Consider the following 24,196-nt stretch of genomic DNA (forward strand, 5'->3'; position numbering starts at 1 on the left):
TCAAAATTATCATTTATTATTTAATCCGAATACGTGGATCCACCAAACTCAAGATGATATCAGATAACAAAGCACCAATAATAGCTGCAAGTCCGAACAATAGGACAAGAGCTGTCATTACGCTGTAATCGCGCAAACTGATAGACGAAAGGAACAACTCACCCATTCCAGGATAGCCAAAAATATTTTCAATGAATATCGTTCCGCCAATCAAACCGGTAATTTCGTAGCCGAAGAACGCTGCGATTGGAAGCAAGGAATTTCGCAATACGTGGCGATTGTAAACCCTCGATTCAGAAGATCCTTTAGCACGGGCGGTTACAATAAAATCCTTTTGTTTTGTATCAATGATTTCACTTCTCAAATATTGGACTGTGGATACCGTCGTGATTAATGCCATGGACAATGCCGGCAATAATAAATGATTCACCTTGCTGATAAAATATGCAAAGGTCCCTGGTTCAGTACCTGGGGCAACACTGCCGCTTGTTGGGAACCAGCCTAGCTGGAATCCGAAAATGAACAACATCACCAATGCGAAAATAAATAATGGAGCTGCGAATCCGATGTACGTGTAGCCAGTAATAACGCGGTCCAACCATGTATCGTTAAAGCGGCCGCTGATAATACCTAATGGGATAGCAATCAAGTAAGTCAGGATCAATGTCGCAAGAGACAGCCACAATGTATTGACCATGCGTTCGCCTATCAGCTCCGAAACTGGCATTTTAAAGCGGAATGATTGTCCAAAATCTCCCTGCAATACGCCTCTAACCCAATCAAAATACTGAACATACCATGGATTGTTCAACCCAAGTCGTTCTCGCATCGCTTCGATTGTGGCCGGGTCGATGTTCGGATCAATTAATCCGGTCAATGCATCTCCAGGCATCGCCTGCGCTAAAATAAAGACCAAAATACTTAAAACAATAATTTGCGGGATTGTAATGAGTGTCCTGCGTACAATTAGTTTCCACATACCATTCAACCTCTCTCAGGCAATGCTACTTGATGGGTAGCTGAAATTGATTTTAACGAGAAAGGCAAACCTTCTTCATCAAAAAAGTCTTTTTCCAGCTTGTCGTATTCGGATTTGACCAATTTACGGTTTTCATAATGCATGTCGCGATTGCGTGGATTGCTATCTGGAATGGCTGCAATCAAGCGCTTCGTGTAAATATGCTGTGGATTCGTGAAAATTTCTTCGGAAGTGCCGTGTTCAACATAGCGCCCCTTGTACATGATGCCGATATGGTCGCACATGTGGCGGATAATGCCTAAATCATGGCTGATGAACAAATAAGTTAAGTTCAGTTCTTTTTGAATTTCACGCATAAAGTTCAGCACCTGAGCTTGAACAGATACATCCAACGCTGAAACCGGTTCATCTGCAATGATTAGTTTAGGGTTCAGTGCAATTGCCCGGGCAATACCGATCCGCTGCCGCTGTCCGCCCGAAAATTCATGCGGGTATTTATAAATAGCTTCAGGACTGAGCCCTACCAACTCCATTAATTCCTGAATTCGGACACGTTCTTCTTTAGGAGAGAGATTTTCATAATTGCGAAGCGGTTCGGCTACAATATCTGCAACCCGCTTTTTAGGATTTAGTGAAGAGAACGGATCTTGAAAGATCATTTGAATATCTTTTCGTACGTCGATATATTCTTTTTTGCTGATAGAAGCTAAATCTCTGCCTTCAAACATCACTTTTCCTGAAGTTATATCATTCAATCCGATAATTGCTCGTCCCGTGGTTGTTTTTCCAGACCCGGATTCTCCAACCAATCCATATGTTTGGCCTTGTTCAATTGAAAATGAGACGCCATCTACTGCACGAACATGATCTTGAACCGTCTGAAAAACGCCTCCACGCACGGGAAAGTGAACTTTCAGGTTTTCAACTTCAATTAGCGACATAATTGTGCTCCTCCTCGGCTTGTTCTGGGAAGTAAAAGTCCTGGTAGCACGTGCAGCGCACATAGTGGCCGGGACTAATCTCATGGAGTTCGGGTGAAGCTTCATGTGCAGATTCTTCAATCCAAGGAATTCGTGAAGCGAACCGGCAACCGGTTCTTGGCAAATTCTGCAACGAAGGCACAACACCTTGTATTACGTGAAGTTCTTCTTTGACATCATTTAACGTCGGTATTGAGTTTAAAAGAGAACGGGTATACGGATGCTGCGGATTTTCCATTAATGTGTAAACATCAGCGATTTCTACAATTTGTCCTGCATACATCACGGCTACTCGATCCGCCATTTCTGCCACTACTCCTAAATCATGAGTAATGAGGATAATGCCAGCGTGTATCGTCTCTTTCAGCTCTTTGATCAAATCTAGAATTTGGGATTGTATCGTTACATCAAGGGCCGTAGTAGGTTCATCAGCAATTAGCAGTTCTGGCTGATTTGAAATGGCCATCGCAATGACAATGCGTTGCCGCATTCCCCCAGAAAGTTCGTGCGGATATTGGTGATATGTTTTTTCGGGGCGGGGAATGCCAACTTGGTTCAGCAAATTAATGACTTGCATCTTTCGCAGGTTTTTGGAACTTTTCGGATTGTGGAGAAAGATCGCTTCATCGATTTGAGCACCCACCACCATAAGGGGATTTAGCGCAGAAAGAGCATCTTGAAAAATCATTCCCATTTCTTTTCCTCTCAGCTTTTTCATTTGATTGGAGCTTGCTTGTACTAAATTATTGCCTTTATAATTAATTTCTCCTTCAATTTTAGCTCTTGTATGAAGCCCCATAATCGAAAATGCAAACGCACTTTTTCCAGAACCTGACTCACCTACAATTGCCAGCACTTCATTTTTTTTGACTGTCAACGTAACATCATCAACTGCTGCATAATGGTGGTCTTTAATTCGAAAAGACGTTTTTAAATTCTTGATGTCCAGCAACACTTCACTCACATTTATACCTCCTCAACATAAAACTGCGTCATAGCCAGCATCTTGTATCGAACAGCCTATCTCGCTTTTTCAATCTTCTGACTTATTGAGTCAAAAAAATAAATAAATTTGAATCTAGAAAGTTTACTAAAAGTTAGTATGTTTTTTTTGAATAACACTAACTCTTCATAATATTATTACAATAAAATTACAAAAACAACATAATTTTTAATTTTCTTAAAAATCAACTTTTCTAAAATTAGTTATTTGGCTGTTAAACGCTGGTCTATCAACTTTATAAAACACTTAAGTTTTTAGACATTACTAGTTGTTTCCACAAATCAACTAGATGGCAAATGCTATTTTTTCACTTGCATCATGAATCCACTACATCAATACTATTTTTTCTTTAATCTAGAATAACATATTGCCGACTAATTATCGGAATATTTTTTCAATTATTATAAAATTTTAGATGTATCACCTATTTTTTTACTTTATATGTACTAAAAAATGGCAATTTACAGTGTCAATCTGTAAATTGCCATTTTCTATGATTGAAGGTTAAATCTTTTTGAATACTAAGGAAGCATTGTGCCCGCCAAATCCAAGTGAATTGCTCATCGCAAACTTAAGATCTGCTTTGCGTGCTTTGTTTGGAACATAATCCAAATCGCATTGCTCATCCGGCGTTTCATAATTAGTTGTTGGAGGCATAATGCCTTCCTTCAATGCTAGTGCTGTAAAAATGGCTTCAACTCCACCGGCAGCTCCAAGTAAATGGCCCGTCATGGATTTTGTAGAGCTCATTCCCAGCTTATAAGCATGCTCGCCAAATACTGTTTTCACAGCCATAGTTTCGTATAAATCGTTATATGGTGTGCTTGTGCCATGGGCATTAATGTATCCAACTTCTGTTGTTTCGACACCAGCATCTGCTAATGCTTGCGCCATGGCGCGGGCTGCGCCTTCCCCACCCTCAGCCGGAGCTGTAATGTGATGCGCGTCTCCAGTTGAGCCATAGCCGACAACTTCTGCATAAATTTTCGCGCCGCGCGCTTTGGCATGCTCATATTCTTCAAGGATAACGATGCCCGCGCCTTCACCGATAACGAAACCATCCCGGTTTTTATCGAATGGGCGCGATGCTGTAGCTGCATCTGGATTAGTCGTCAATGCCGTATTGGCTGTAAATCCAGCTACCGATAATTGAGTGATCGGTGCTTCTGCCCCACCTGAAATCATGGCGTCTGCATCTCCGCGCTGAATAACTTTAAAGGCATCGCCGATGGAGTTTGTGCCTGAAGCGCAAGCTGTCACCGAACACGAGTTGATGGCTTTCGCGCCAAAATAAATTGATACTTGGCCGGATGCCATATCCGGAATGATCATTGGAATCAGGAAGGGGCTAATGCGACGGACACCGCGCGTATTTAAGACGTTCATCTGATTTTCAATGGTCTCCATTCCACCAATTCCCGAGCCAATCCAAACGCCCGTCCGCAATGCTGTTTTTTCATCCAACTCAAGATTCGCATCTTTCATTGCCATAATAGAAGCAGCCAAAGCATAATGCGTGAAGCGATCCATTTTGCGTGCATCTTTCTTTTCGATATAATCTTCTATCGAAAAGTCATTCACTTCCGCAGCAATTTTCGCAGAATATAAATCGGCATCCAATCTCGTTAATGGCCCAACCCCGGATTCACCGTTTTTCACAGCTTCCCACGTTGTTTCAATATTGTTTCCTAATGGTGTTACAGCACCAATTCCTGTAATGACTACACGACGGTTTTCCATTCTATTTTCTTCCTTTCGCATACCTAATTATTTGCCCCACTTCATAGCTATTGCGCCCCATGTCAAACCGCCGCCAAAACCGACCATGACGATTACATCGTCGTCTTTGACCCGGCCTTCTTCGACGTCTTCGACTAGAGAAATCGGAATCGATGCCGCTGAAGTGTTGCCGTATTTGTGAATTGTTTTCGACATTTTTTCAACTGGAAGACCTAAACGTTCTCTCGATGCTTCCATAATGCGAATATTCGCTTGGTGTGGAATAAGAAAATCGACGTCTTCTTTTTGCAATCCCGCTTTTTCAATGACGTTTATCGCTGACTCGCCCATTTGGCGCACAGCGAACTTGAATACTTCTCTGCCGTTCATTTGCAGATGATCCCTGTCGTCCTGATACAGGTGTTTGCCTCCTGAACCGTCTGCACCAAGTTCGAAAGACAGAATGCCGCGGCCTTCCGATACTTTGCCGATTACTGCTGCCCCAGCGCCATCACCGAATAGAACTGCGGTGTTGCGGTCTTCCCAGTCGGTGATTTTCGATAATTTCTCCACACCCACCACTAAAACATATTTATAAACATCAGAATCAATGAATTGTTTTGCCGTAATAACCCCATACATAAACCCGGCACAAGCAGCAGAAATATCCATAGCTGCAGCATTGACAGCACCAATTTCCTGTTGAATTACACAAGCCATCGATGGAAAAGGCTGGTCTGGCGTCACGGTTGCAACTAAAATCAACCCAATTTCAGCAGGATCGATGCCAGCGTCTTCAATCGCTTTTTTTGCAGCTTCCCGTGACATGTTGGAAGTGTCTTGATCGTCTTTCGCAATCCGTCGTTCTTGTATGCCAGTCATCGTACGAATCCACTCATCACTGGTATCCATGCGCTGCTCTAATTGAAAGTTTGTTAGTCTGTCTTCCGGCAGACACCTGCCTAAACCGATTATTCCAGCATTCATTGTATATCCCTCATTTCAATTATCATCATATATTAGTACCTGGTGTTAATAATACGCCACTAACTAGCTAATTTCAACTAACTGACATATTTCCGACAATTTTTTTTCATTCTTTCCATTCTTTCTTTCTGTCCGTCAAAGCTTATGCTATGATTAAACTAGATATTCTATGTAGAGGTGAAACTAGATGCAATATATTGGAACATTTTTATGGTCGTTCTTTTTGATTTCTTTGCTCAATTATGTTGTAAGCGCAGTTCAGAACGTACCTTTCGATTTTATGATGGGTGTTTACATTTCAATTGGGGTTACAATTTTGATTTTTGTAATGTCAGCGATTATCCCAGAGGGACCTGCTCCTGAAAAGCATTTATAAGAAAAAGAAGCATAATCCGGATGTCCGGATTATGCTTCTTTTTTGTTAATGATAATTTGATTATTTTCATCCATCGTCAATTGCAGCTCTGTATTGGCTATGATTCCGCCTTTAATCAGTTCACGAGCAATATTGGTTTCGATATTGCGTTGGATAAAACGTTTTAACGGGCGTGCTCCAAATATCGGATCAGTTCCAGCTTCAACAATGTGATTGATGACTGATTCGTCTACAATCAGTTTAATATGTTGTTGATTGATGCGTGCAGCCAGTTCGGCAATCATTTTCTTAGCTATACCATAAAAATGGGTATTGGTAAGCGCATGGAAAATAACGATGTCGTCAATCCGGTTTAACAGTTCCGGCTTGAAATGCCTACGTAATTCACCCATGACAATGTCTTCAATATCGTGTTCGCTACTGGCATCGCTGATATGCGCAGATCCAATGTTGGAAGTCATGATCACTACAGTATTCGAAAAATTGACAAGCCGTCCTTGGCTGTCGGTAATGCGCCCATCATCCAAAATCTGCAATAAAATATTGGCAACGTCCGGATGCGCTTTTTCGATTTCATCAAGCAGGACAACCGAGTAAGGATTGCGGCGCACCGCTTCAGTCAACTGTCCGCCTTCCTCGTAGCCGATGTAACCTGGAGGTGCACCGACCAGCCGAGATACGCTGTGTTTCTCCATATACTCAGACATATCAATCCGAATAAAATGATCTTCCGAATCGAATAAGTTTGCGGCTAATGCTTTGGCCAATTCTGTCTTCCCGACCCCAGTAGGCCCCAGGAAAATAAACGAGCCAATTGGTTTCCGCTCATCTTTGATGCCTGCGCGTGCTCTCCATACGGCTTCCGTCACCAGCTCGACTGCCCGATCTTGGCCAATTACACGTTCTTTTAAAGTATCGCCTAGCCGCAGCAGTTTATCGCGCTCGCCTTCTACCAATTTCGTGACCGGAATTCCCGTCCATCTGGCGACGATTCCTGCAATTTCTTCTTCCGTCACTTCTTCACGCAGCAATCGTTCAGCGCCTTCCTGTTCCAAATCCGCTTCCAAAGCCTGCAATTCCTTTTCAAGCTCAGGAATTTTGCCATGTTGCAAAACAGCAGCCGCGTTCAAATCGTAACGATTTTCCGCATCTTCAAGTTGTCTGCGGAATTGATCCAGCTGCTCCCGTTTTTCCTGAATTTTTTTCAACGATTCTTTTTCTGTGGTCCACTGATTTTTCATACCTGCAGAAGAATCCCGCAGTTCCTCGATTTCTTTTCGCAAGGTTTCCAATCGCGTTTTGCTCGCTGCATCTTTTTCTTTCATTAAGGCCTGCTCTTCAATTTCTAATTGCATAAGTCGGCGCGTCACTTCATCAAGTTCCTGCGGCATTGAATCAATCTCTGTGCGAATCATTGCACACGCCTCATCAATCAAGTCGATGGCTTTGTCCGGCAAAAAGCGCTCGGTGATATACCGGTCGGACATTGCAGCCGCTGCTACAATCGCCCGGTCATGAATGCGGACGGCGTGATGCAGCTCAAAACGTTCTTTTAACCCACGTAAAATGGATACCGTGTCTTCAACTGATGGTTCTCTCACCATCACCTGTTGAAAACGGCGTTCCAGTGCTGGATCTTTTTCAATATGCATCCGGTACTCGTCCAGCGTGGTCGCCCCGATACAGTAAAGTTCCCCACGCGCAAGCATCGGTTTCAGCATATTGCCTGCATCCATTGCTCCTTCTGTTTTTCCAGCCCCAACAATCGTGTGGATTTCATCGATAAACAAGATGATTTGCCCTTCACTGTCTTTGACCTGTTTCAAGACACCCTTTAAACGTTCTTCAAATTCTCCGCGGTATTTCGCACCCGCAATCAAGGCACTCATATCAAGTTCGTAAATAGTTCGATTCTTTAAGCCCTCCGGTACATCGTTTCGTACGATTCGCTGTGCCAGACCTTCAACAATTGCTGTTTTCCCAACACCCGGTTCGCCGATCAATACCGGATTGTTTTTGGTTTTCCGTGACAGGATCCGAATAACGTTGCGGATTTCCTGGTCGCGACCGATTACAGGATCCATTTTCCCGGATTGCGCCTGCTCCACCATGTTGCGGCCAAACTGTTCCAACGGAGATTTTTGTTCTGCGTTATTTGGAGATTGGACCATACCAACCACACCTTTCAATTAGTTTGACTATCTTTGACTAATTAGATTATAGTCAAATTTTCAGGAATAAGCAATTATTATGGATTTAAATTTCATGCACTTAGAAGTTAAACTACAGAATTAAAAATTACTTATTGCAGCGATCTGCGTAGGATTTTCTGCAGAAAAAAACCTTGGCGGAATAAAATCCGACAAGGTTTTTTAAAAGTAATTATCTAACGCCAAGCGCCATTTTTGCGTAACGTGACATGTGATCTTTGCCCCATACGGGTGTCCAGACGATTTTAACATCGACTTCTTCCACTTCAGGCAATTCGTACAAAGCAGCTTTGACCATTTCTACGATTTGAGGTCCCATAGGGCATCCCATTGACGTTAACGTCATCGTCACTACTGCAAAGCCATCTTCAGTCACCATTACATCATATACAAGCCCGAGATTGACAATGTCAACTCCCAATTCGGGATCGATTACTGTTTCCAATGCACCCATCATGCTGTCTTTCATATCTTGATCCATTATAAATCCCTCCCTTTACTAGTAGTACCATCTTATCAAACTTTAGGCGGAATTGAAATTGACACGCTTACTCTGTCTTCAAGTGTTTCGCCAGCCACTCCGTCGCTTCAAGCATTCCTTTTCGGCTGACGGCATGCCCCGCTTCTCTTTCACGAGTAAATGCAATGTTTTCCGGTGTCGCTTTATAGTGTTCTTTCAGTTCTTTGAACAAACGATAAGTTGGCTCAAATGGCACTGTTACATCCTGTTCCCCGTGCCAGAAATAAAGGGGGCGGCTATTAAATTTCGGCTGGTTCTTGCCGCTGTCAAAAATAGCTAAAGTCGACAGCATACGCTCGCGTTCGTCTGCACTGATCGGCAGCTGGAACCCTCTCGATTCGTATTGAGCCATTTGTGCCTGCGCCAGCTCTACGTAATTTCCTGCACCCATCATGACAGCTGCCGCCCGAATCCACGGATACACGGTCAGTGCCCCTAAAGTAGTGATGCCTCCCATGGAAGTACCGCCTACCCCAGGTTCTCCAGCAACCAGTCCTTGTTCATGTAATTCTTTGTGTAAAAACGCCAGCTCTTCGATCGAAGTCAAGACAATCTCCCAAAACCGCAAACTGATTTGAACTTCATCTGATCCTTCGCTTCGTTCTCCGTGCAGTAACGCATCCGGTAAAATGACACGCATCCCTTTTTCAGCCAATTGGTAAGCATAATGCAAATTATGCTCTTTAGCGCTCATATGGCCATGAAAAAAAACAACTGTTGGCAATGCCGTCTCCGCTGTTTGATCCGGAGTTATATGAAGCAACGGGATATGTCCCCATATTTGTCGTTGAACTCTCAACTGCATTCACTTCCTTCATTATTCATCCTACCAATCTTCCAGAAATCCGGCAATCACCAATTCTTTTCCAATTGAATCTTTGCATTTCCTCAACATTTTTTGACGAATCCTGTGCTTTATCGCTACACTAGGAATAGATAGAAAGGAGACGGCTATATTATGAAACAACATTTAATCGTTCTTGATTTGGACGGAACCTTATTAACAGACCAGAAAGTCATTTCAGCAAAAACAAAACTAACTTTAAATAAAGCAATTGAAGCAGGGCATGAGGTGATGATTGCAACAGGACGTCCATACCGTTCCAGTGAGACTTACTACAAGGAGCTGGGATTGACGACACCAATTGTGAACTTTAACGGTGCCTTTGTCCATCACCCAACCAACAGCCACTGGGGAACTCACCATACCCCTATTGGATTAGACGTAGTGCACGAAGTGGTCGAATCCATGCATGATTATGATTTCCATAATATTGTTGCGGAAGTCCTCGACGATGTTTATGTCCACCATCATGACGAAAAGCTCATGGATATTTTCCGATTTGGCGATCCGACCATTACAACAGGCGATTTGCGCAACTTCTTGAAGACAGATCCAACCTCTATTTTGATCCACGCCCCTTATGAACGGGTACAGGAAATTCACGACCATCTGTCATCTGTTCATGCCGAAGTGATTGACCATCGCCGCTGGGGAGCCCCTTGGCACGTGATCGAAATTGTCAAAAGCGGCATGAGCAAAGCAGTTGGCTTAGATCGTGTTTCCAAGTCCCTCGGCATCTCGAGAGAACACATCATCGCCTTTGGGGATGAAGACAACGACCTTGAAATGATTGATTTTGCGGGGGTTGGCGTGGCAATGGGCAACGCAATTGACCCTTTGAAAAATATTGCTAATGAAATTACGTTATCAAACAACGAAGACGGCATTGCTGAGTTGCTGATTGACCGACTGAAACTGTAAATTAAAAAGGGGGATTTGCTTATGAGATTATTTGCTGACAGCGCATCAGACTTGCCAAAGGATTTTTTTGATAATGAACAAGTCGTTTTATTTCCACTGCGTGTCCATATTGGAGATCAGGATTATGAAGACATCCGGGGCATTCAGTCGATTAAAGTATTTGAAACAATCCGTGCAGGCAATCATCCAAAAACGTCACAGGTTTCTCCTGAAGAAATGCTGTCCGCTTTTGAGCAGCTGGCAAAAGACGGAGATGAAGGTTATTATATCGCCTTTTCTTCTGAGCTATCCGGCACATACAGTACGGCGGTGATGGTAGCCGATCAAGTCCGGGAAGAATATCCTGATTTACAGCTGACTATACTGGATTCAAAGGCCGCTTCACTTGGCTATGGCCTGCTGGTAAAAGAAGCTGCTAGATTGCGGGATGCTGGACAGCCGCTGGAAAAAATTATTGAAAAGACTCGCTTTATGGCCGATCACTTGGAAAGCCTCTTTACTGTAGAAGACCTGGATTATATGGCAAAAGGCGGGCGTATTTCCAAAGGAAGCGCTTTTGTTGGCGGATTGTTGAACATCAAGCCATTGCTTCACGTAGAAGAAGGCAAGCTGGTGCCCATCGAGAAGTTACGGGGACGCAAAAAAGTCATCAAGCGAATGATTGAACTAATGAAAGAACGCGGGGGACAATTGGATCAGCAAACCATTGCCATTAGCCATGGCGATGATGAAGAGTTCGCAAATGTTCTGAAGCAGGAAATCGAAGAGAACTTTAACCCTCAACATGTTGAAGTCCATATGATTGGTTCAGTCATTGCTGCACATACCGGTCCCGGAACTTTGGCATTATTCTTCTTTAATCAGATTGATCAGGAGCTGATCGGACGTTGAAAAAAATAGTCATTGTAGGCGCAGTTGGCGGCGGCGCAACAGCTGCGGGCCAAATTCGATACTATGATCCAGAAGCGCATATCGTGTTGTTTGACCGTGATTCTACTATGTCTTACGCAGCATGCGGCACTCCCTATGTCATCGGCAACGTCATAAAAGACGAAAGCTCCATTATTATGGCAGATCCCGAACAATTTAGAACCAAGCGCAATATCGATGTGAAATTGCGCCACGAAGTGCTGAAAATTGATAGAGAGGCCAAAACAGTTTTGGTCCGGAATATGGAAACCGGTGAACAATGGGATGAGCCTTACGATGCGTTAATCTTGTCACCCGGCGGCTCCGCCATTGTACCGGAAGTTGAAGGGCTTGATTCGTCAAAGGTTTTCACATTGCGCAGCTATGGGGATATGCAGAAGATTGATCAGTTTATCAAATCCACACAGCCCAAAAGCTGTATCGTATCCGGCGGCGGGTTTATCGGCCTTGAAATGGCAGAAAACTTGAAAAACCTCGGTTTGGATGTTTCGCTGGTGCATAAATCTCCCACAATTATGTCCATTCTGGATAACGACATTTCATTGATCATCGAAAAAGAGTTGTCGCTTCACGGGGTCAAATTGATTACAGGGACTTCAATTGAAAAAACTGACGGCACAACCATGAAGTTGCAAAATGGCATCGAGCTTCAGGCTGATTTTATTATCATGAGCATCGGCTTGAAACCAAATACAGAACTTGCTGAAAACGCCGGACTGACAATCGGTGAAACCGGTGGCATTCAAACCAATGAATTTATGCAAACTAACGATCCATCTGTCTATGCAATCGGTGATGCTTCCGAAAATGTTGACATGGTGACAGGCGATCCCAAGAGAGTCCCGCTTGCTTCTCCCGCTCACCGGCAAGCATTTATCGCAGCACGCCATTTGATGGGAGACAAAATAGCGAAAAAAGGATTGCTTGGCACATCTGTCTTGAAGATTTTCTCATTGACAGCTGCCATGACTGGATTGAATGAACAGGCAATCAAAGACAAAAATTTGGATTTTGCCACGGTCATCCATACTGGCAATTCCAATGCCGGCTACTACCCAGAGCATTCGCAACTCACGTTAAAGGTCCACTACGATCCAAAGACCCGTAAAATACTAGGTGGACAATGTATTGGCGGCAAGGGAGTCGACAAACGCATAGATGTCCTCGTCACTGCCATTTATGCCGGGTTGAGCATCGACGATTTACAGGCGCTTGAGCTTTGTTATGCCCCTCCCTACTCTTCGCCCAAAGACCCGATCAATATGGTTGGCTATAAGGCCATCACTAAATAATACCGCCATTAAAACAGGCAACGATAAAGCGAATCGCTTTATCGTTGCCTGTTTTTATAACCCTATTGTGCTGTATGTTCAGTTGTCTGTTGTTTGGCTGCATCCGCCTTGCGCTGTTTGCCTTTACGCCAAACGACCCATAGGAACAGCATAAACACCAAATACATGATTGCCAGAGTCGCAATATAAGCCGCGTTAAGTTTGGTTTCCTCTATCACATGAAACACTTCCGCAATTTCACGGTCCTGTGTGATTCGGTATCCTCCGTTGTCTTCCTGGCGGATAATATCGCTCTCAAATAAACCACGCAACTCCTGCCCATCGCCAATAATATCTGCAGGCAGGTTAATGTTCTTCGTTGAAGACGAGTTGTTGATGGCAACAATCCATGTTTCTTCATCGTTGGAACGCTTATAGACCATCCAGCCATCTTCGTCATGCAGCATTTCCAACTCACCGTTTCGCAATGCCTCGGAAGAATTGCGCAATGAGCTCAAATCTGTAATATGGTCAACCAGTTCTTTGTCTACTGCCATATCCAGAATTTGGTGAGATTCTGGCAGCTCTGTCCCATTCATTGCTGATTCAGATCCGTACTGGACAACCGGTATTCCAGGCATTGTTAATAGCTGGGTTAATAACAAGGTCCACCGTGTTGGCGGAAATCCATTTTCTTCAACTACATCGGCAGTAAATCTCGATCCAATTAATGAATCCACTTGAATCAAGTTGTCCTGGCTTTCTTGCATAGCAGAAGAAATTCCAGTCAAATCCTGATCAAAATTTTTATACCCGGCACGAAGCGTTTCTTCAATACCCGGCATGACCACTGCATCAAATCCAGCTTTATCCTGCAGTTCCCGGTCGCTAAGGATATAGCTGTTCCGAACGTCTTTCATCGCTTCGGAAAAACTCACAACAAACTCGGGATCCAACTGATCTGCGTCCTGAAGCCGAAAACCGTCAACTTGATAGGTTTCGCTAAAATCCGAAAAGGTAGCAATTAACGCTTCTTGAACTTCTGGGTTCGCGGTATCTAGTGCAAGGCTGCTATCTTCATTTTCTGTAAACCATTCCGGGTGTTCGGCCTTCCAATTATGATCTTCACTAACTTGCTGTGTTGGTACATCCACAATCACTTTCATATCCTGATCATGAATTTCAGTTACCAATGCAGTAAATTCTTGTTCTGTTCCAAAATGGCGCTCGAACTCATTATAGTCCAACACTCTTTTTCCATCATATGTAGCGGTCGAAAAAACAGGTCCGATTGAAAGAGCGGTAAAGCCCATTTCTTTCACAAATAAGAGTTCGCTGGCCATGCCATCAAAATCGCCCCCACTGAAACTGGCAGGGTCCAATGCGTTCACTTCATAATCATTGTCAATTTTTTTATTAAAATAGCGGTCAACCAGCACATCATAGATGAGCTCATCTTTCAGTTCACGCTCTTCTGCAGCAGATGCTGGAGTAACGAAGGTCATCAGCAATGCGCCAGTTAATATGCTTGAAATCCATTTTGCTTTCAATCCAAAATCCTCCTTCAATGAGGTTGCTATTGCGTTCTACCCCGATTCATTTTATCAAAATCCGGCTGCCGTCGCCATGTTAAGTTCAGCTTTCGGCCAGTACTTCCCGGAGTTTCGTCTAAACTGTGAAAATCGAGAAAAATAGGGTACGCAGATGGAACCGAATTATCGCTTTTCAAAAAACAAAAAAGGCAGGTGCTGGATGCACCTGCCTGCTTTGTTTAAAAGAAATCCATACCGATTGGCAACATAAGGCCAATGAACATTGTTCCAAATAAGAACACTGCGAACAATACCCAAAACATCGTGACCGGTTTTTGTTTTTTCGAACGAACCAAAACCATTTCCATCATTCCGATTGTCAAAACACCCAATAGGAATTTAATGCCGTAAAGCATTGGATCTGAAGAAGACCATTCGATAAACAATGTAAGTCCTGTAATAATGATCAAAATGTAAAACAATCTCAATACCATGTGGAGAATTTTGCGGCCTTTGCTGTCACGCTGCATAAATGCTGCGATCAAGAACAAAACGACTGCAACAACCCATGTCGTAATGTGTAAATGTGTGGTCTGTGTAAAAATATCCAAAAGCTCACCTCTTCTAATAAAGTCCTTTCCAGTTTATCACAAATCGGACGATGAGAAGAGCTCAGATCTTATGACAAATGTGTGACGAGTGTCCCGATGGACTCAATTGATACTTTCACCGTATCTCCTGCTTTTAAGAATTTTGGTGGATTAAAGCCTTTGCCGACTCCAGCCGGTGTTCCGGTAAGCAGAACATCTCCCGGTTCTAACGCAATGTATCTTGATACTTCCGCAACAAGATCATCCACTCGGCGAATCATGTTTTCTGTGTTGCCGTTTTGGCGCACTTCATCATTCACTTTTGTCACAACGGACAGGTTTTGTGCTTGTGGAATCTCATCTTTTGTGACGATATAAGGTCCAATTGGGCATGAACCTGGCAAGCTTTTCCCCAGGAAATACTGCTGATGTTTTTCTTGCAGATCCCGTGCAGTCAAATCGTTTGCGATTGTGTAACCAAACACATAGTCATATGCCATTTGCTTAGGTATGTTGTGGCCGGCTTTTCCGATGATGACAGCCAATTCACCTTCGTAATCATAAGAATCAGTCAAATCACTGTGAACAGAAACCGTTTCGCCGTCTGCTGAAATACAAGTAGGCGACTTGGTGAAAACCACCAAATCTACTGGAGCATCGGCGCCCATTTCTTTTGCGTGATCTGCATAGTTTTTTCCAACACAAATAATATTTTTAGGTGTTCTGGAAATTGGCGACAACCATTCAATTTCTGAAAAAGAGTGTTTGAATTCTTCAGAGCGGTCAGACTGAACAGCGGCTTCCGTCAATTTGCGAATTTGTTCAACAAACTCCAGACCTTGCGGAATTCCTTCTATCAATTGTGCTGGGAATGCAGGCAGGACCTCTAATTGCTGTTGGATGGCAAGCAAATCCCAAACAGCTTCTTCCTTTTTAACTTTTGGTCCGAATCCTTCTTTTCCTTCATAGCGAAATGATAACAGCTTCATTCGTCAAACACTCCTTTTCTGTGGTTGAATTCATTATACACATTCACGGTTTTGAATTGTTAGTTTTTTCGAATTTATTTCCATATGTCCATTTTCTCCAGACACTTTCAAGCGGCCCTCTTGAAAATTTTTCAAACCAAATTTCTGCGAAAATCAACTGAACGACGAAAATTCCGATGGCAATCAAAGTTCCGGTCAACAAATCTACCTGCCCATAAAGACCAAAGCCGTACGAATAAAAAATCAATGTTGCCAATACCGATTGGGTAATATAAGTCGTTAGTGACATCCGTCCGACTTTCGCTAACGGAGATAATAGCTTTTGCAAGCTGGATTTTTGAGCCAGCAAAGCGATAATGGCTGCATAGCCAATTGCTACAAGCGGTCCTCCAAAAATATCCTGCAAATAGACAAAGGCATAGTTTGGTTCAAATAGAAATGGCGCAGCCTTCAACAACAAGCCGATCAGCAATGGAACAATGGCTAAAAACAGCCATAGTTTGCGTTTTTCCTGCGTCCGTTCAATCAGCCGCCATTTTCCGGCAGCTGCACCGATCATCAGAAACGGCAAGATGGTCGCGATTAAAATAATGTAGCCGACGAAATTGTTCGTATAGGTCCAATCTTGCAAGCGTTGGCTAAAAATTTCTGCAAAACTGCCGGACTGGTAAGACTGAATCGAACTCTCGATTTCCATGTACCCTACATACGTATTTGGATCTGCTGCTGCCGCGATGAACATGACCCCCAACAGCAACAAATGAGGCAGTGCATAGATGATGGCTGCAAAGCCCATTAACCAGCTTGATGGCAAACGGATCATTCCGATAAGCAGAAAGCCCATAATGGCATAGGTGATCAAAATATCTCCATACCAGATTAAAAAGGCATGGATAATGCCAAACAGCAGAAGAACTGACAGGCGCTTAACTGCTACTGGAATAAAAGGGCGCTGCTTGGCTTCAGCACGCATAAATTGCATAGCCAGTCCATAGCCGAACAACATGGCAAACAAGGGATAGAAGCTTGCCTGAACAAAAATATCAATAAACAAATATATCCCTTCATTCAGATTTCCATTAAACCATTTATAAGGATCTATATAAGACAAAGGCGAATGGAAAGCCAGCATGTTAATGACCAAAATGCCAAAAAGCGAAAACCCTCTCATTAAATCAATGGCTTTTACACGTTCATTTAAAGAAACTGGTTGTAAGTTCAAAATATTCCTCCTAAATGTTTACTTCCTCACTTGCCGCAAATAAATACAGCAATTTTTCTTTAATCGAAATCTGAAGAATCGATTCCACGGCTTCCCGGTAAACAGTCAGCTGCACACTATAGCGCTCGCTCATTTCTTTATCCACATCACTCATATGCGTTACACGGTCCGTCTTATAATCGAGCAGCACCCAGCCATCCGGTTCCTCAAACAGGCAATCGACGATTCCTTGAATGATTTGATGATCCCCATCTGCGTCTTGTTTGGCGTATGTGAACGGAACTTCTCGCTTGATATTTTTGGCTGCTCGCAAGCGTTCCGCAGTATGGCTTTCGTAAAAGCGTTCGACTTCTTCCACTTTTACGGCTTTGCCTTCGTCAGGAGACAAAATTTCCTTTCCTACCAGCGTTTCGATAAATTCACCTATTTCAGCAGCGTCCATCGTTCTGTTCAATGGAATGTGCTGCATAACCGCGTGTACAGCGGTTCCCACATCAGATGCTGACAAGCGCTTGTCCGTCATGAAATCCGGACGGTGCATCAACATTGTTCTTTCAGGTTTTGCCGTTTGAATGAATGATTCAGGTTCATCATTGCGCTGCAGCATTTGCAGCCGTTTCATTTCTGTCACGGACTGCTTGGACCGCTTCTCAACCGCTCCTTGGTGCGGATACTGATAATTAAAACGGTCACTGACTAATTTGTGATAGTTTTCATTCGATTCTTCCCCTTCCAGCAATTTAACCAAATTCACAATTCCTGGAAGCAAAGACTGGGATTCGATGATTTCAATATGAAAACGGGATGAATGATCGAGAATATTGCCATTCACATTCAGCTGCTCCGCCGCATCCGGATGTCTCGCAACGGCCGGGCCAATCCAATCCAAATAGCCTTTGGCACGTGAACGCATAAAATCCGGCAGCCGGACTTCGTTGGTGCTGACTTTCCATTTTTCAAAGAGCTTATCGATATCTTTTACCGAAGCGGTCAAATACAAGTGCTCTTTTGCTCGTGTCATCGCAACGTACAATACTCGCATTTCTTCTGCTTTCATCTGCAGCTGCTTCATTTCTCTTACTGCCAGAAAAGGCAACGACGTATATTCAATTCTCGTATCCGGATTGACCGCCTTGACGGCCAATCCATAATCTTGGTCGAATAGATAGGATTTGCGGAAATCCATTTCATTAAACGAACGGCCCGTACCTGCAAAAAAGACTACAGGAAATTCAAGCCCTTTTGACTTGTGGACAGTCATAAGCCGGACCACATTTTCTTTTTCACTCAGTGATTTCGCTGTCCCCAAATCATCGCCTCGCTCCCGCATCCGGTCAATAAAACGCAAAAAACGAAACAAGCCGCGGAATGAGGTTTTTTCGTATTCCAGTGAACGGTCATGCAAAGCGCGCAAATTAGCTTGCCGCTGCTTGCCGTTGGTCATCGCACCTGCCATCTCGTAATAATTTGTATCCAAATAAACTTGCCAAATCAACTCAGCCAACGAGCCCCGGCGAGCCTGATTGCGCCACCCTTCCAACTGAATAACGAAGCGCTGCAGTTTTTCAGCCGCCGCAGGATCAATTCCTGTGCCAGTGCGCATGAAAGTTTTTACTGCTTCGTAAAACGAGGCTTGAGGAGCCGCCAAGCGGATTTCAGCCAATTCATTTTCATTTAATCCGATAAACGGTGCCCGCAAAACGGAAGCCAGTGGAATGTCCTGGTATGGGTTATCGATGACGCGCAGTGTATTCAGCATGATCATGACTTCAAGCGCATCAAAATAGCCGCCAGTTAACTCCGCATACAAGGGAATGCCGGCCATTTTAAATTCGTCCACAAAATCTCCAGACCAGGTCATAGAGCGCATCAGCACCACAATATCCCGATATTCCAACTTGCGCTGCTGTTGTGTCCATGGGTCATTTACCAACATTTCCTGTTCCATCATTTCTTTGATCTTCTTGGCAATAAAGCGCGCTTCCCATTGAGATTTCACCATGTCCTCATCCACTGCTTCTTCTTCCGTTTCCGGTTCGTGAATCAAGGCCAATTCAATTGGAATCTGCTGGTCTGGATAAGGAGCTTTCGCTTTTAAAGCTGCCGCCTCGTCATAGTCGATTTCTCCAACCCGCTCGCCCATAATTTGCGAGAAGATATAATTGGTGCCGTCCAGTATTTCTTTACGGCTTCTAAAATTTGCATTTAAATCAATGCGCAGACCTGTAGACTCGGCATCATGGCGGAAACGGGAATACTTCCCTAAAAACAGCATCGGTTCAGCGAGACGGAAGCGGTAAATCGATTGTTTTACATCGCCTACCATAAACATATTGCCGTCGTGTTCACCACCCGATTTCACTAGTTTCAAAATCGTTTCCTGCAACAGGTTGGTATCCTGGTATTCGTCCACCAACACTTCTTTAAACCGCGCCTGATATTCTGTTGCAATGGCAGAAGCTTTGCCATTGTCCGATAAGATTTCCAGCGCATAATGCTCCAAATCAGAAAAATCAACCAAAGCCCGGTCGATCTTCAAGGTTTTGTACTGCTCGGCAAACGTTTGCGTCAGTTCCACTAGCGTCTTCATCATGGGAGCCATTTCGCGCATTTCATCAAGCAGGCGCTTTGGTGAGCGGGTGAAATAAGCATCAAACAGACCGCTGACAATTTTTTTCACTTCATTGCGCATCCCCTTTGCTTCTTCTGCAATTGCAGGGTCACAGGAATCCTTTTTGATGCTCGCTGCTTTTTCGAATTGGAATGACTGTGAAAAATCATAAAGGCTGTTCCAAGAAGTTTCTAAAGCAGCAATAGCCGCTTGGATCACTTCAGCATCTGTTTTAAATGTTCCTTCCAGCAAAGCAGGACCATCCGGCTGCAAGGACAATTGCAGGCCTTCCTGCGTAAGCTGCAAGGCCTCTTCTAAAGCATGCCGTATCGTTAGTTTTAAGTCTCCGATAAATGGCAGTTCGTCAACGGATGCTGACACTGGCACATCGTATAAGCTCGGTACTTGCTCGAGCCATTTTTCGGGGTCAGGGTGCACACGCGAATAATCATATAGCTTGCTAAGCAGTACTTCCATTGCCTGGTCGCTGCGGTCGGAAGTAAAGCTGTCTGCCAGACGGTATACCGCCTCTGCCCCTTCACCTTCATAAGCTGTTTCGAGCACTGCTTCGAGTACATCGTCCCGCAGCAAAGCCGCTTCGGTGTCTCCAGCAATTCGGAATCCTGGATCGATTTCAAGTAAATAAGCATACTGTTTTACTACTTGTAAACAAAAAGAATGCAGTGTAGAGATTTGGGCTTTATTGATCAGACGTAATTGCTTTCTTAGGTGGCTTGATTCTGGATTCTCTGCCACTGCCTTTTCCAATGCAGTCGACATGCGATGCCGCATTTCAGCAGCAGATGCATTGGTGAAAGTAACGACCAACAGCTCGTCCACTGAAATGGGGTCTTGTTCAGCCAGCACCTTTTCAATCATTCGGTTGATCAGGACGGCTGTTTTCCCTGAACCGGCTGCAGCGGACACGAGCATGTCCTGGCCTTTTGCCCAAATCGCCAGCCATTGTTCATCGGTCCACGTGGCATCAATCGGTTTTTTCGGTATCATCTTCAGTGGTCTCCTTTCTGATCAACTCTACTGCTTTATCCGGCGACAAAGCTGGGAGTTTGCGGTAGCTTTGTTCTGGATCTGACGGGTCAAATTGGCATACGGAACGGTAGGAACAAAATTGGCAAGGCGTATCCTCTTTTACTTTATAAGGCGTGATGCTTGTATTGCCCTCGAGTATGCCATTTCCGGCATGTTGATGCTTGCCGCGTACAAATCGGCGGATGGCTTGCATGTCTTCTTTAATGACTGTTTTCGACTGGGAGGCAGACACTGAACCGCTTTTATTGAGCCGGACTGGGATAACATTGGAGTAACCGTCAATCCCATCATCCATCGCCTGGATCACTTCTGGATCTTCGACAACCAATCCATTCATTTTAAACGATTTAGCCATTTCTTCTTCCAGTTCTTCAGCTGTCATTAATTTCGTCAATTTCAGCATTGGATTATGCATATGGAAGTATAGAACGCCTGCTGGTTCCGCCTCTTCCCCCAGCCAGCGATCCGAATGGGTTAATGCCACATCCAGGTACGTGAACGTTTGCAGGGAAAGACCATGATAAACATTGCTGAGATCGAGCCCCTGCTTGGACGATTTATAGTCGACCACGCGCAAATACGGTTTGCCGTGAATTTCAGTCGAATCGATTCGGTCAATCCGTCCGCGGACATTCATTTTGCGGCCATTGTTTAACGGAATGTCGAGTGGCGGAATGGTTTCTTGGGGTCCAAAACCAACTTCCAAAGCAACCGGCACAAATCCGGAAACTTTGGCGTGCTTACTGAGCATAAATGCTGTCTGGCGGATGATGCCTTCCAACTTGTGCTGGATATATCGGTAGCGGTGGGAGCTGATTAAAATGTGATTAACGAAATATGGAGAGAGCTGCTCAATCGCTTCTTTGGCCAAATTCTGGCACTGTTTTTGCGTTAAGGATGACCAGGAAACGCCAAGCCTTAACACTTCGTCTGAAATCCATTTGATTGCTGCATGGAACAGGTCTCCCATAGCGGGAGCCGCCAATTTATACTGGCTGCGTTCCTCAAGGCGCAAACCGTAAGTAACATAATGTGCAAACGGACAGCTATAATAAGTTTCCACACGGGAAACACTGGATGAAATTGGAGAGCCGTACAATGGCTCAGTAATTTCTGGGCGCAGGGGATCTGCTGTATTTGGTTTAATTGGCGCCAGAATTCGTTCAATGACCGAAGACCAGTATGGATCTTCGCGGTAATAGTTTAAAACTGCACGCCATTCAGCTGTCAATTCCCCGCTGCGAATCTGCGATGTCAAATAAGCCAGAGTTGCCCGAGGATGCGAAATATAAGCAAGTGGCGACGTGTCCAGAAGCTCTTCCGGATCAATGACTGCAGGAGTTAAGTCGATTGACAGCATATCCTTGAGTTTTTGAATATAGAGAGAAGGAAGCAGTGCTTTTCCTTCTTCGTCTGCGATTGGAAACGAGACCGTCAGCAGTTCTGAAGCAGAAGTAAACGCACGGTAGACCATATAAGTTTCATCCATTAAACGCATTTTTGAATTTGGAGCCAGTTCAAAACCAATTTGTGCAAACCAGTCCCTGTCTACATCGGTCAAAATGCCTTCTTGCTCAATACGTTTTGGCAATACCCCATCATTGGCACCAATAACAAATACCGACTTGATATCCATTAAACGCGCTAAATCAATCTTCGACACTGTCACTTGGTCCAATGAAGGCGGGATGCGGGAAAACTCCAGCGTTTCGAATCCCTCGTCCAAAACTTTGACAGCTGTTGCTAAGTCAATTTCTTTGTCGCCGAACATCAGCACAAACTGATCCAATACACCGATCCACTGGTTCCATGCTTGTTCATGTTCAGTAGCCGCCAACAAGCGATGTTCGGTTTCTTCCCGCTCTCTTAAGGTTTGAATTTTTGCGTAAACATCCATCTTCTCAATAAATAGGAATAAGGCTTCTGCAACGTCTCTTCCGGTTCCGCTAAGTTTCAGTTGCTCTTTTAATTGCGCCAAAGGCTCTCTGATCAAATCACGGACCGCATGAAGTTCCATTTGTGCTGCCAATTCTTCATCCGTCTGGATTGATGTATGGAATTCCAGACCGCGGTATTTCTTGTAGAACCACCGTTTTTCTTCAAACCAGCGTTCTCCGTATACACCATTGGCAATGACAAAATTCTCCAATAAATCACTGCGCTCCCGCCATTTTGATAGAGGTCCCTGCGGAAAGAATAAATCTGTTTTGACGGCACGGAACACCGATTCGTACGAATAATTGGAAACAACCGCTTCAAGAACCGACCGGCTGAACTCAATCAGAGGATGGTGCAGCATCGATTTTTTTTGACTGATGAAATAGGGGATGTCATATTGTGGAAAAATGGTATTAATCAATTCATCATAAATTTCCGGCTGCCGGTACAAGATGGCAATTTCACTATAGCGAAACCCCTGTCTTGCCTGATCTCGTATGCTTCGCGCAACCGAATGGATTTCAGCACGTCTATTTGCTGCTTCGACTAATAATACATGGCCTTGGCCTTGAATTTTCGGTGTCGGGTAATCATCGAAATGCCGTTCGATATGCTCGAGCTCCTGGTGCGCAAAACGGCGAGGCAAATTGAGGTGCACCGGATGTTCAATCTCAATGCCCTCTTTGGCAGCCTGCTCGTTTAAGCGGCGGGCGGTATTGGCAGACTGGTAAAACAAAGCCTGCTCATCGAGTGGATCTGTTTGTTCATCCATTGGAAGCGCGATGGTCACTGATTTGGCGTGCTTCATCAATTCGAAGAGAATCTCGTACTCTCTTGCAGTGAACGTGACAAATCCATCAATATAGATTGTCGCCGATTTTACCAAATCGGAATAAGGAATTTTTTCACTCAATAAAGCTAAATGGCCTTCGGAATCTACAAATACTTTGCCCAGGCGATTTTCAATCTCTGTCAAGATCAATTCCAAATCCTCCGCTTTGTCGAGTAATGTTTTTGGAGCACCTGCTTCCGTCAATGACGAGCGAATTGAGCTCAACTCCCCGCAATCCACACAGTAGCGAGCAAACTCCTTCACCAGTTGTTCAATTTGGTCTGTAAAGCCGCGTTTTCCTGCAGCTCTGCGGAACAATTGAAAATCGTCGCGATGGTCCTCCAGCAAGCTGCGGATCAGCATGCGATACCCGAACGTATCCACTTCTTTTCTGCTGATGCCGCCAACTTCCTGCAATACTCGCCACGCAAGCCGCTTGAAAGTAACAGCTTGTGCACGGATCATGCCATTCATGCCATAGGAGGCAGCAAGTCGATACTCTGTGGAAAACGACATCTGGTCCGGCACAATAAGGAAAATCGGTTCTCCGTCTGCCTGCCGCTGTAACTCAGAGACAATTTCTTCCTGAACAAAACGAGTTTTTCCCGCCCCCGCTCTGCCGTATACAATGCGCAAAGACATTCAATCACCCTCCAAATAAGAACGTTTGTTCTAATTATACAACTAAGCAA

Annotated in this window: 18 protein-coding genes; 4 read left to right on the forward strand and 14 right to left on the reverse strand. The window is 44.2% G+C overall.

The window, feature by feature from the left end; translation table 11 throughout:
• Nucleotides 1-16: 16 nt before the first annotated feature.
• From opp4B to AC4EG4_RS03490, 5 genes are all read right to left on the reverse strand, one after another.
• Nucleotides 17-979, reverse strand: coding sequence for an oligopeptide ABC transporter permease (gene opp4B / locus AC4EG4_RS03470; protein ID WP_490977705.1), 963 nt, complete (start codon nucleotides 977-979; stop codon nucleotides 17-19).
• Nucleotides 980-984: 5 nt separating this feature from the next.
• Nucleotides 985-1,920, reverse strand: coding sequence for an ABC transporter ATP-binding protein (locus AC4EG4_RS03475; protein WP_490977704.1), 936 nt, complete (start codon nucleotides 1,918-1,920; stop codon nucleotides 985-987).
• Entirely contained in the window at nucleotides 1,907-2,923 is a 1,017-nt protein-coding gene (locus AC4EG4_RS03480; protein WP_490977703.1) for an ABC transporter ATP-binding protein, read from the reverse strand. Before AC4EG4_RS03480 ends, AC4EG4_RS03475 begins: the two co-directional genes overlap by 14 nt.
• A 543-nt stretch (nucleotides 2,924-3,466) precedes the next feature.
• A complete protein-coding gene (gene fabF / locus AC4EG4_RS03485) occupies nucleotides 3,467-4,702 on the reverse strand; it encodes a beta-ketoacyl-ACP synthase II (RefSeq protein ID WP_490986911.1) in 1,236 nt (411 codons plus the stop codon).
• 27 nt (nucleotides 4,703-4,729) lie between these two features.
• Nucleotides 4,730-5,668 carry a beta-ketoacyl-ACP synthase III gene (locus AC4EG4_RS03490; RefSeq protein ID WP_490986912.1) on the reverse strand — a complete coding sequence of 313 codons (939 nt, stop codon included), beginning with the start codon at nucleotides 5,666-5,668 and terminating at the stop codon, nucleotides 4,730-4,732.
• A 187-nt stretch (nucleotides 5,669-5,855) separates the two neighbouring features.
• On the opposite strand from AC4EG4_RS03490, the gene AC4EG4_RS03495 reads away from it, so the two are divergent.
• Complete coding sequence (locus tag AC4EG4_RS03495) at nucleotides 5,856-6,044, forward strand: DUF2929 family protein (protein ID WP_490977700.1); 189 nt, start codon at nucleotides 5,856-5,858, stop codon at nucleotides 6,042-6,044.
• A gap of 29 nt (nucleotides 6,045-6,073) precedes the next feature.
• Here AC4EG4_RS03495 and AC4EG4_RS03500 read toward each other — a convergent pair whose 3' ends face one another.
• The 3 genes from AC4EG4_RS03500 to AC4EG4_RS03510 all read right to left on the reverse strand — a co-directional run bounded on the left by AC4EG4_RS03500 (nucleotide 6,074) and on the right by AC4EG4_RS03510 (nucleotide 9,573).
• A complete protein-coding gene (locus tag AC4EG4_RS03500; protein ID WP_490977699.1) occupies nucleotides 6,074-8,215 on the reverse strand; it encodes an ATP-dependent Clp protease ATP-binding subunit in 2,142 nt (713 codons plus the stop codon).
• A gap of 211 nt (nucleotides 8,216-8,426) precedes the next feature.
• The gene (locus AC4EG4_RS03505; protein ID WP_215100039.1) at nucleotides 8,427-8,735 is read right to left on the reverse strand and encodes a metal-sulfur cluster assembly factor; all 309 of its coding nucleotides are present in this window, start codon (nucleotides 8,733-8,735) and stop codon (nucleotides 8,427-8,429) included.
• Between the two features lie 67 nt (nucleotides 8,736-8,802).
• Complete coding sequence (locus AC4EG4_RS03510) at nucleotides 8,803-9,573, reverse strand: prolyl oligopeptidase family serine peptidase (protein ID WP_490977698.1); 771 nt, start codon at nucleotides 9,571-9,573, stop codon at nucleotides 8,803-8,805.
• Nucleotides 9,574-9,732: 159 nt separating this feature from the next.
• Between AC4EG4_RS03510 and AC4EG4_RS03515 the strand changes: the two genes are divergently transcribed.
• From AC4EG4_RS03515 to AC4EG4_RS03525, 3 genes are read left to right on the forward strand one after another with little or no spacing between them, the layout of a single operon-like run.
• Nucleotides 9,733-10,539 carry a Cof-type HAD-IIB family hydrolase gene (locus AC4EG4_RS03515; protein WP_490977697.1) on the forward strand — a complete coding sequence of 269 codons (807 nt, stop codon included), beginning with the start codon at nucleotides 9,733-9,735 and terminating at the stop codon, nucleotides 10,537-10,539.
• Between the two features lie 21 nt (nucleotides 10,540-10,560).
• Nucleotides 10,561-11,430 (forward strand): DegV family protein, encoded by an 870-nt coding sequence (locus AC4EG4_RS03520; protein WP_490986913.1) that lies wholly within the window; start codon nucleotides 10,561-10,563, stop codon nucleotides 11,428-11,430.
• Nucleotides 11,427-12,761 carry a CoA-disulfide reductase gene (locus AC4EG4_RS03525; RefSeq protein ID WP_490986914.1) on the forward strand — a complete coding sequence of 445 codons (1,335 nt, stop codon included), beginning with the start codon at nucleotides 11,427-11,429 and terminating at the stop codon, nucleotides 12,759-12,761. The genes AC4EG4_RS03520 and AC4EG4_RS03525 overlap by 4 nt, the downstream gene beginning before the upstream one ends.
• 62 nt (nucleotides 12,762-12,823) lie before the next feature.
• On the opposite strand, the gene AC4EG4_RS03530 is transcribed toward AC4EG4_RS03525, so the two are convergent.
• The 6 genes from AC4EG4_RS03530 to addB all read right to left on the reverse strand — a co-directional run bounded on the left by AC4EG4_RS03530 (nucleotide 12,824) and on the right by addB (nucleotide 24,146).
• Nucleotides 12,824-14,290, reverse strand: a complete 1,467-nt coding sequence (locus AC4EG4_RS03530; protein WP_490986915.1) for an alpha-amylase family glycosyl hydrolase — start codon at nucleotides 14,288-14,290, stop codon at nucleotides 12,824-12,826.
• Nucleotides 14,291-14,511: 221 nt separating this feature from the next.
• Nucleotides 14,512-14,883 carry a YisL family protein gene (locus AC4EG4_RS03535; RefSeq protein ID WP_490977693.1) on the reverse strand — a complete coding sequence of 124 codons (372 nt, stop codon included), beginning with the start codon at nucleotides 14,881-14,883 and terminating at the stop codon, nucleotides 14,512-14,514.
• A gap of 68 nt (nucleotides 14,884-14,951) precedes the next feature.
• Nucleotides 14,952-15,851 (reverse strand): fumarylacetoacetate hydrolase family protein, encoded by a 900-nt coding sequence (locus AC4EG4_RS03540; protein ID WP_490986916.1) that lies wholly within the window; start codon nucleotides 15,849-15,851, stop codon nucleotides 14,952-14,954.
• 43 nt (nucleotides 15,852-15,894) lie between these two features.
• Nucleotides 15,895-17,073: a DUF418 domain-containing protein gene (locus tag AC4EG4_RS03545; protein WP_490986917.1), complete on the reverse strand. Its 1,179-nt coding sequence runs from the start codon at nucleotides 17,071-17,073 to the stop codon at nucleotides 15,895-15,897.
• 10 nt (nucleotides 17,074-17,083) lie between these two features.
• Nucleotides 17,084-20,692 carry a helicase-exonuclease AddAB subunit AddA gene (gene addA / locus AC4EG4_RS03550; RefSeq protein WP_490986918.1) on the reverse strand — a complete coding sequence of 1,203 codons (3,609 nt, stop codon included), beginning with the start codon at nucleotides 20,690-20,692 and terminating at the stop codon, nucleotides 17,084-17,086.
• Nucleotides 20,670-24,146 carry a helicase-exonuclease AddAB subunit AddB gene (gene addB, locus AC4EG4_RS03555; RefSeq protein ID WP_490986919.1) on the reverse strand — a complete coding sequence of 1,159 codons (3,477 nt, stop codon included), beginning with the start codon at nucleotides 24,144-24,146 and terminating at the stop codon, nucleotides 20,670-20,672. The genes addA and addB overlap by 23 nt, the downstream gene beginning before the upstream one ends.
• Nucleotides 24,147-24,196 lie beyond the last annotated feature (50 nt).

Source organism: Planococcus sp. TJ-201 (assembly GCF_058268495.1).

Bases quoted from the DNA above. Each gene is read 5' to 3' on its own strand.
- AC4EG4_RS03475 (WP_490977704.1), bottom strand. From the start codon at position 1,920: ATGTCGCTAATTGAAGTTGAAAACCTGAAAGTTCACTTTCCCGTGCGT.
- AC4EG4_RS03505 (WP_215100039.1), bottom strand. From the start codon at position 8,735: ATGGATCAAGATATGAAAGACAGCATGATGGGTGCATTGGAAACAGTA.
- AC4EG4_RS03515 (WP_490977697.1), top strand. From the start codon at position 9,733: ATGAAACAACATTTAATCGTTCTTGATTTGGACGGAACCTTATTAACA.
- fabF (WP_490986911.1), bottom strand. From the start codon at position 4,702: ATGGAAAACCGTCGTGTAGTCATTACAGGAATTGGTGCTGTAACACCA.
- AC4EG4_RS03500 (WP_490977699.1), bottom strand. From the start codon at position 8,215: ATGGTCCAATCTCCAAATAACGCAGAACAAAAATCTCCGTTGGAACAG.
- AC4EG4_RS03540 (WP_490986916.1), bottom strand. From the start codon at position 15,851: ATGAAGCTGTTATCATTTCGCTATGAAGGAAAAGAAGGATTCGGACCA.
- AC4EG4_RS03495 (WP_490977700.1), top strand. From the start codon at position 5,856: ATGCAATATATTGGAACATTTTTATGGTCGTTCTTTTTGATTTCTTTG.
- addA (WP_490986918.1), bottom strand. From the start codon at position 20,692: ATGATACCGAAAAAACCGATTGATGCCACGTGGACCGATGAACAATGG.
- AC4EG4_RS03490 (WP_490986912.1), bottom strand. From the start codon at position 5,668: ATGAATGCTGGAATAATCGGTTTAGGCAGGTGTCTGCCGGAAGACAGA.
- opp4B (WP_490977705.1), bottom strand. From the start codon at position 979: ATGTGGAAACTAATTGTACGCAGGACACTCATTACAATCCCGCAAATT.
- AC4EG4_RS03520 (WP_490986913.1), top strand. From the start codon at position 10,561: ATGAGATTATTTGCTGACAGCGCATCAGACTTGCCAAAGGATTTTTTT.
- addB (WP_490986919.1), bottom strand. From the start codon at position 24,146: ATGTCTTTGCGCATTGTATACGGCAGAGCGGGGGCGGGAAAAACTCGT.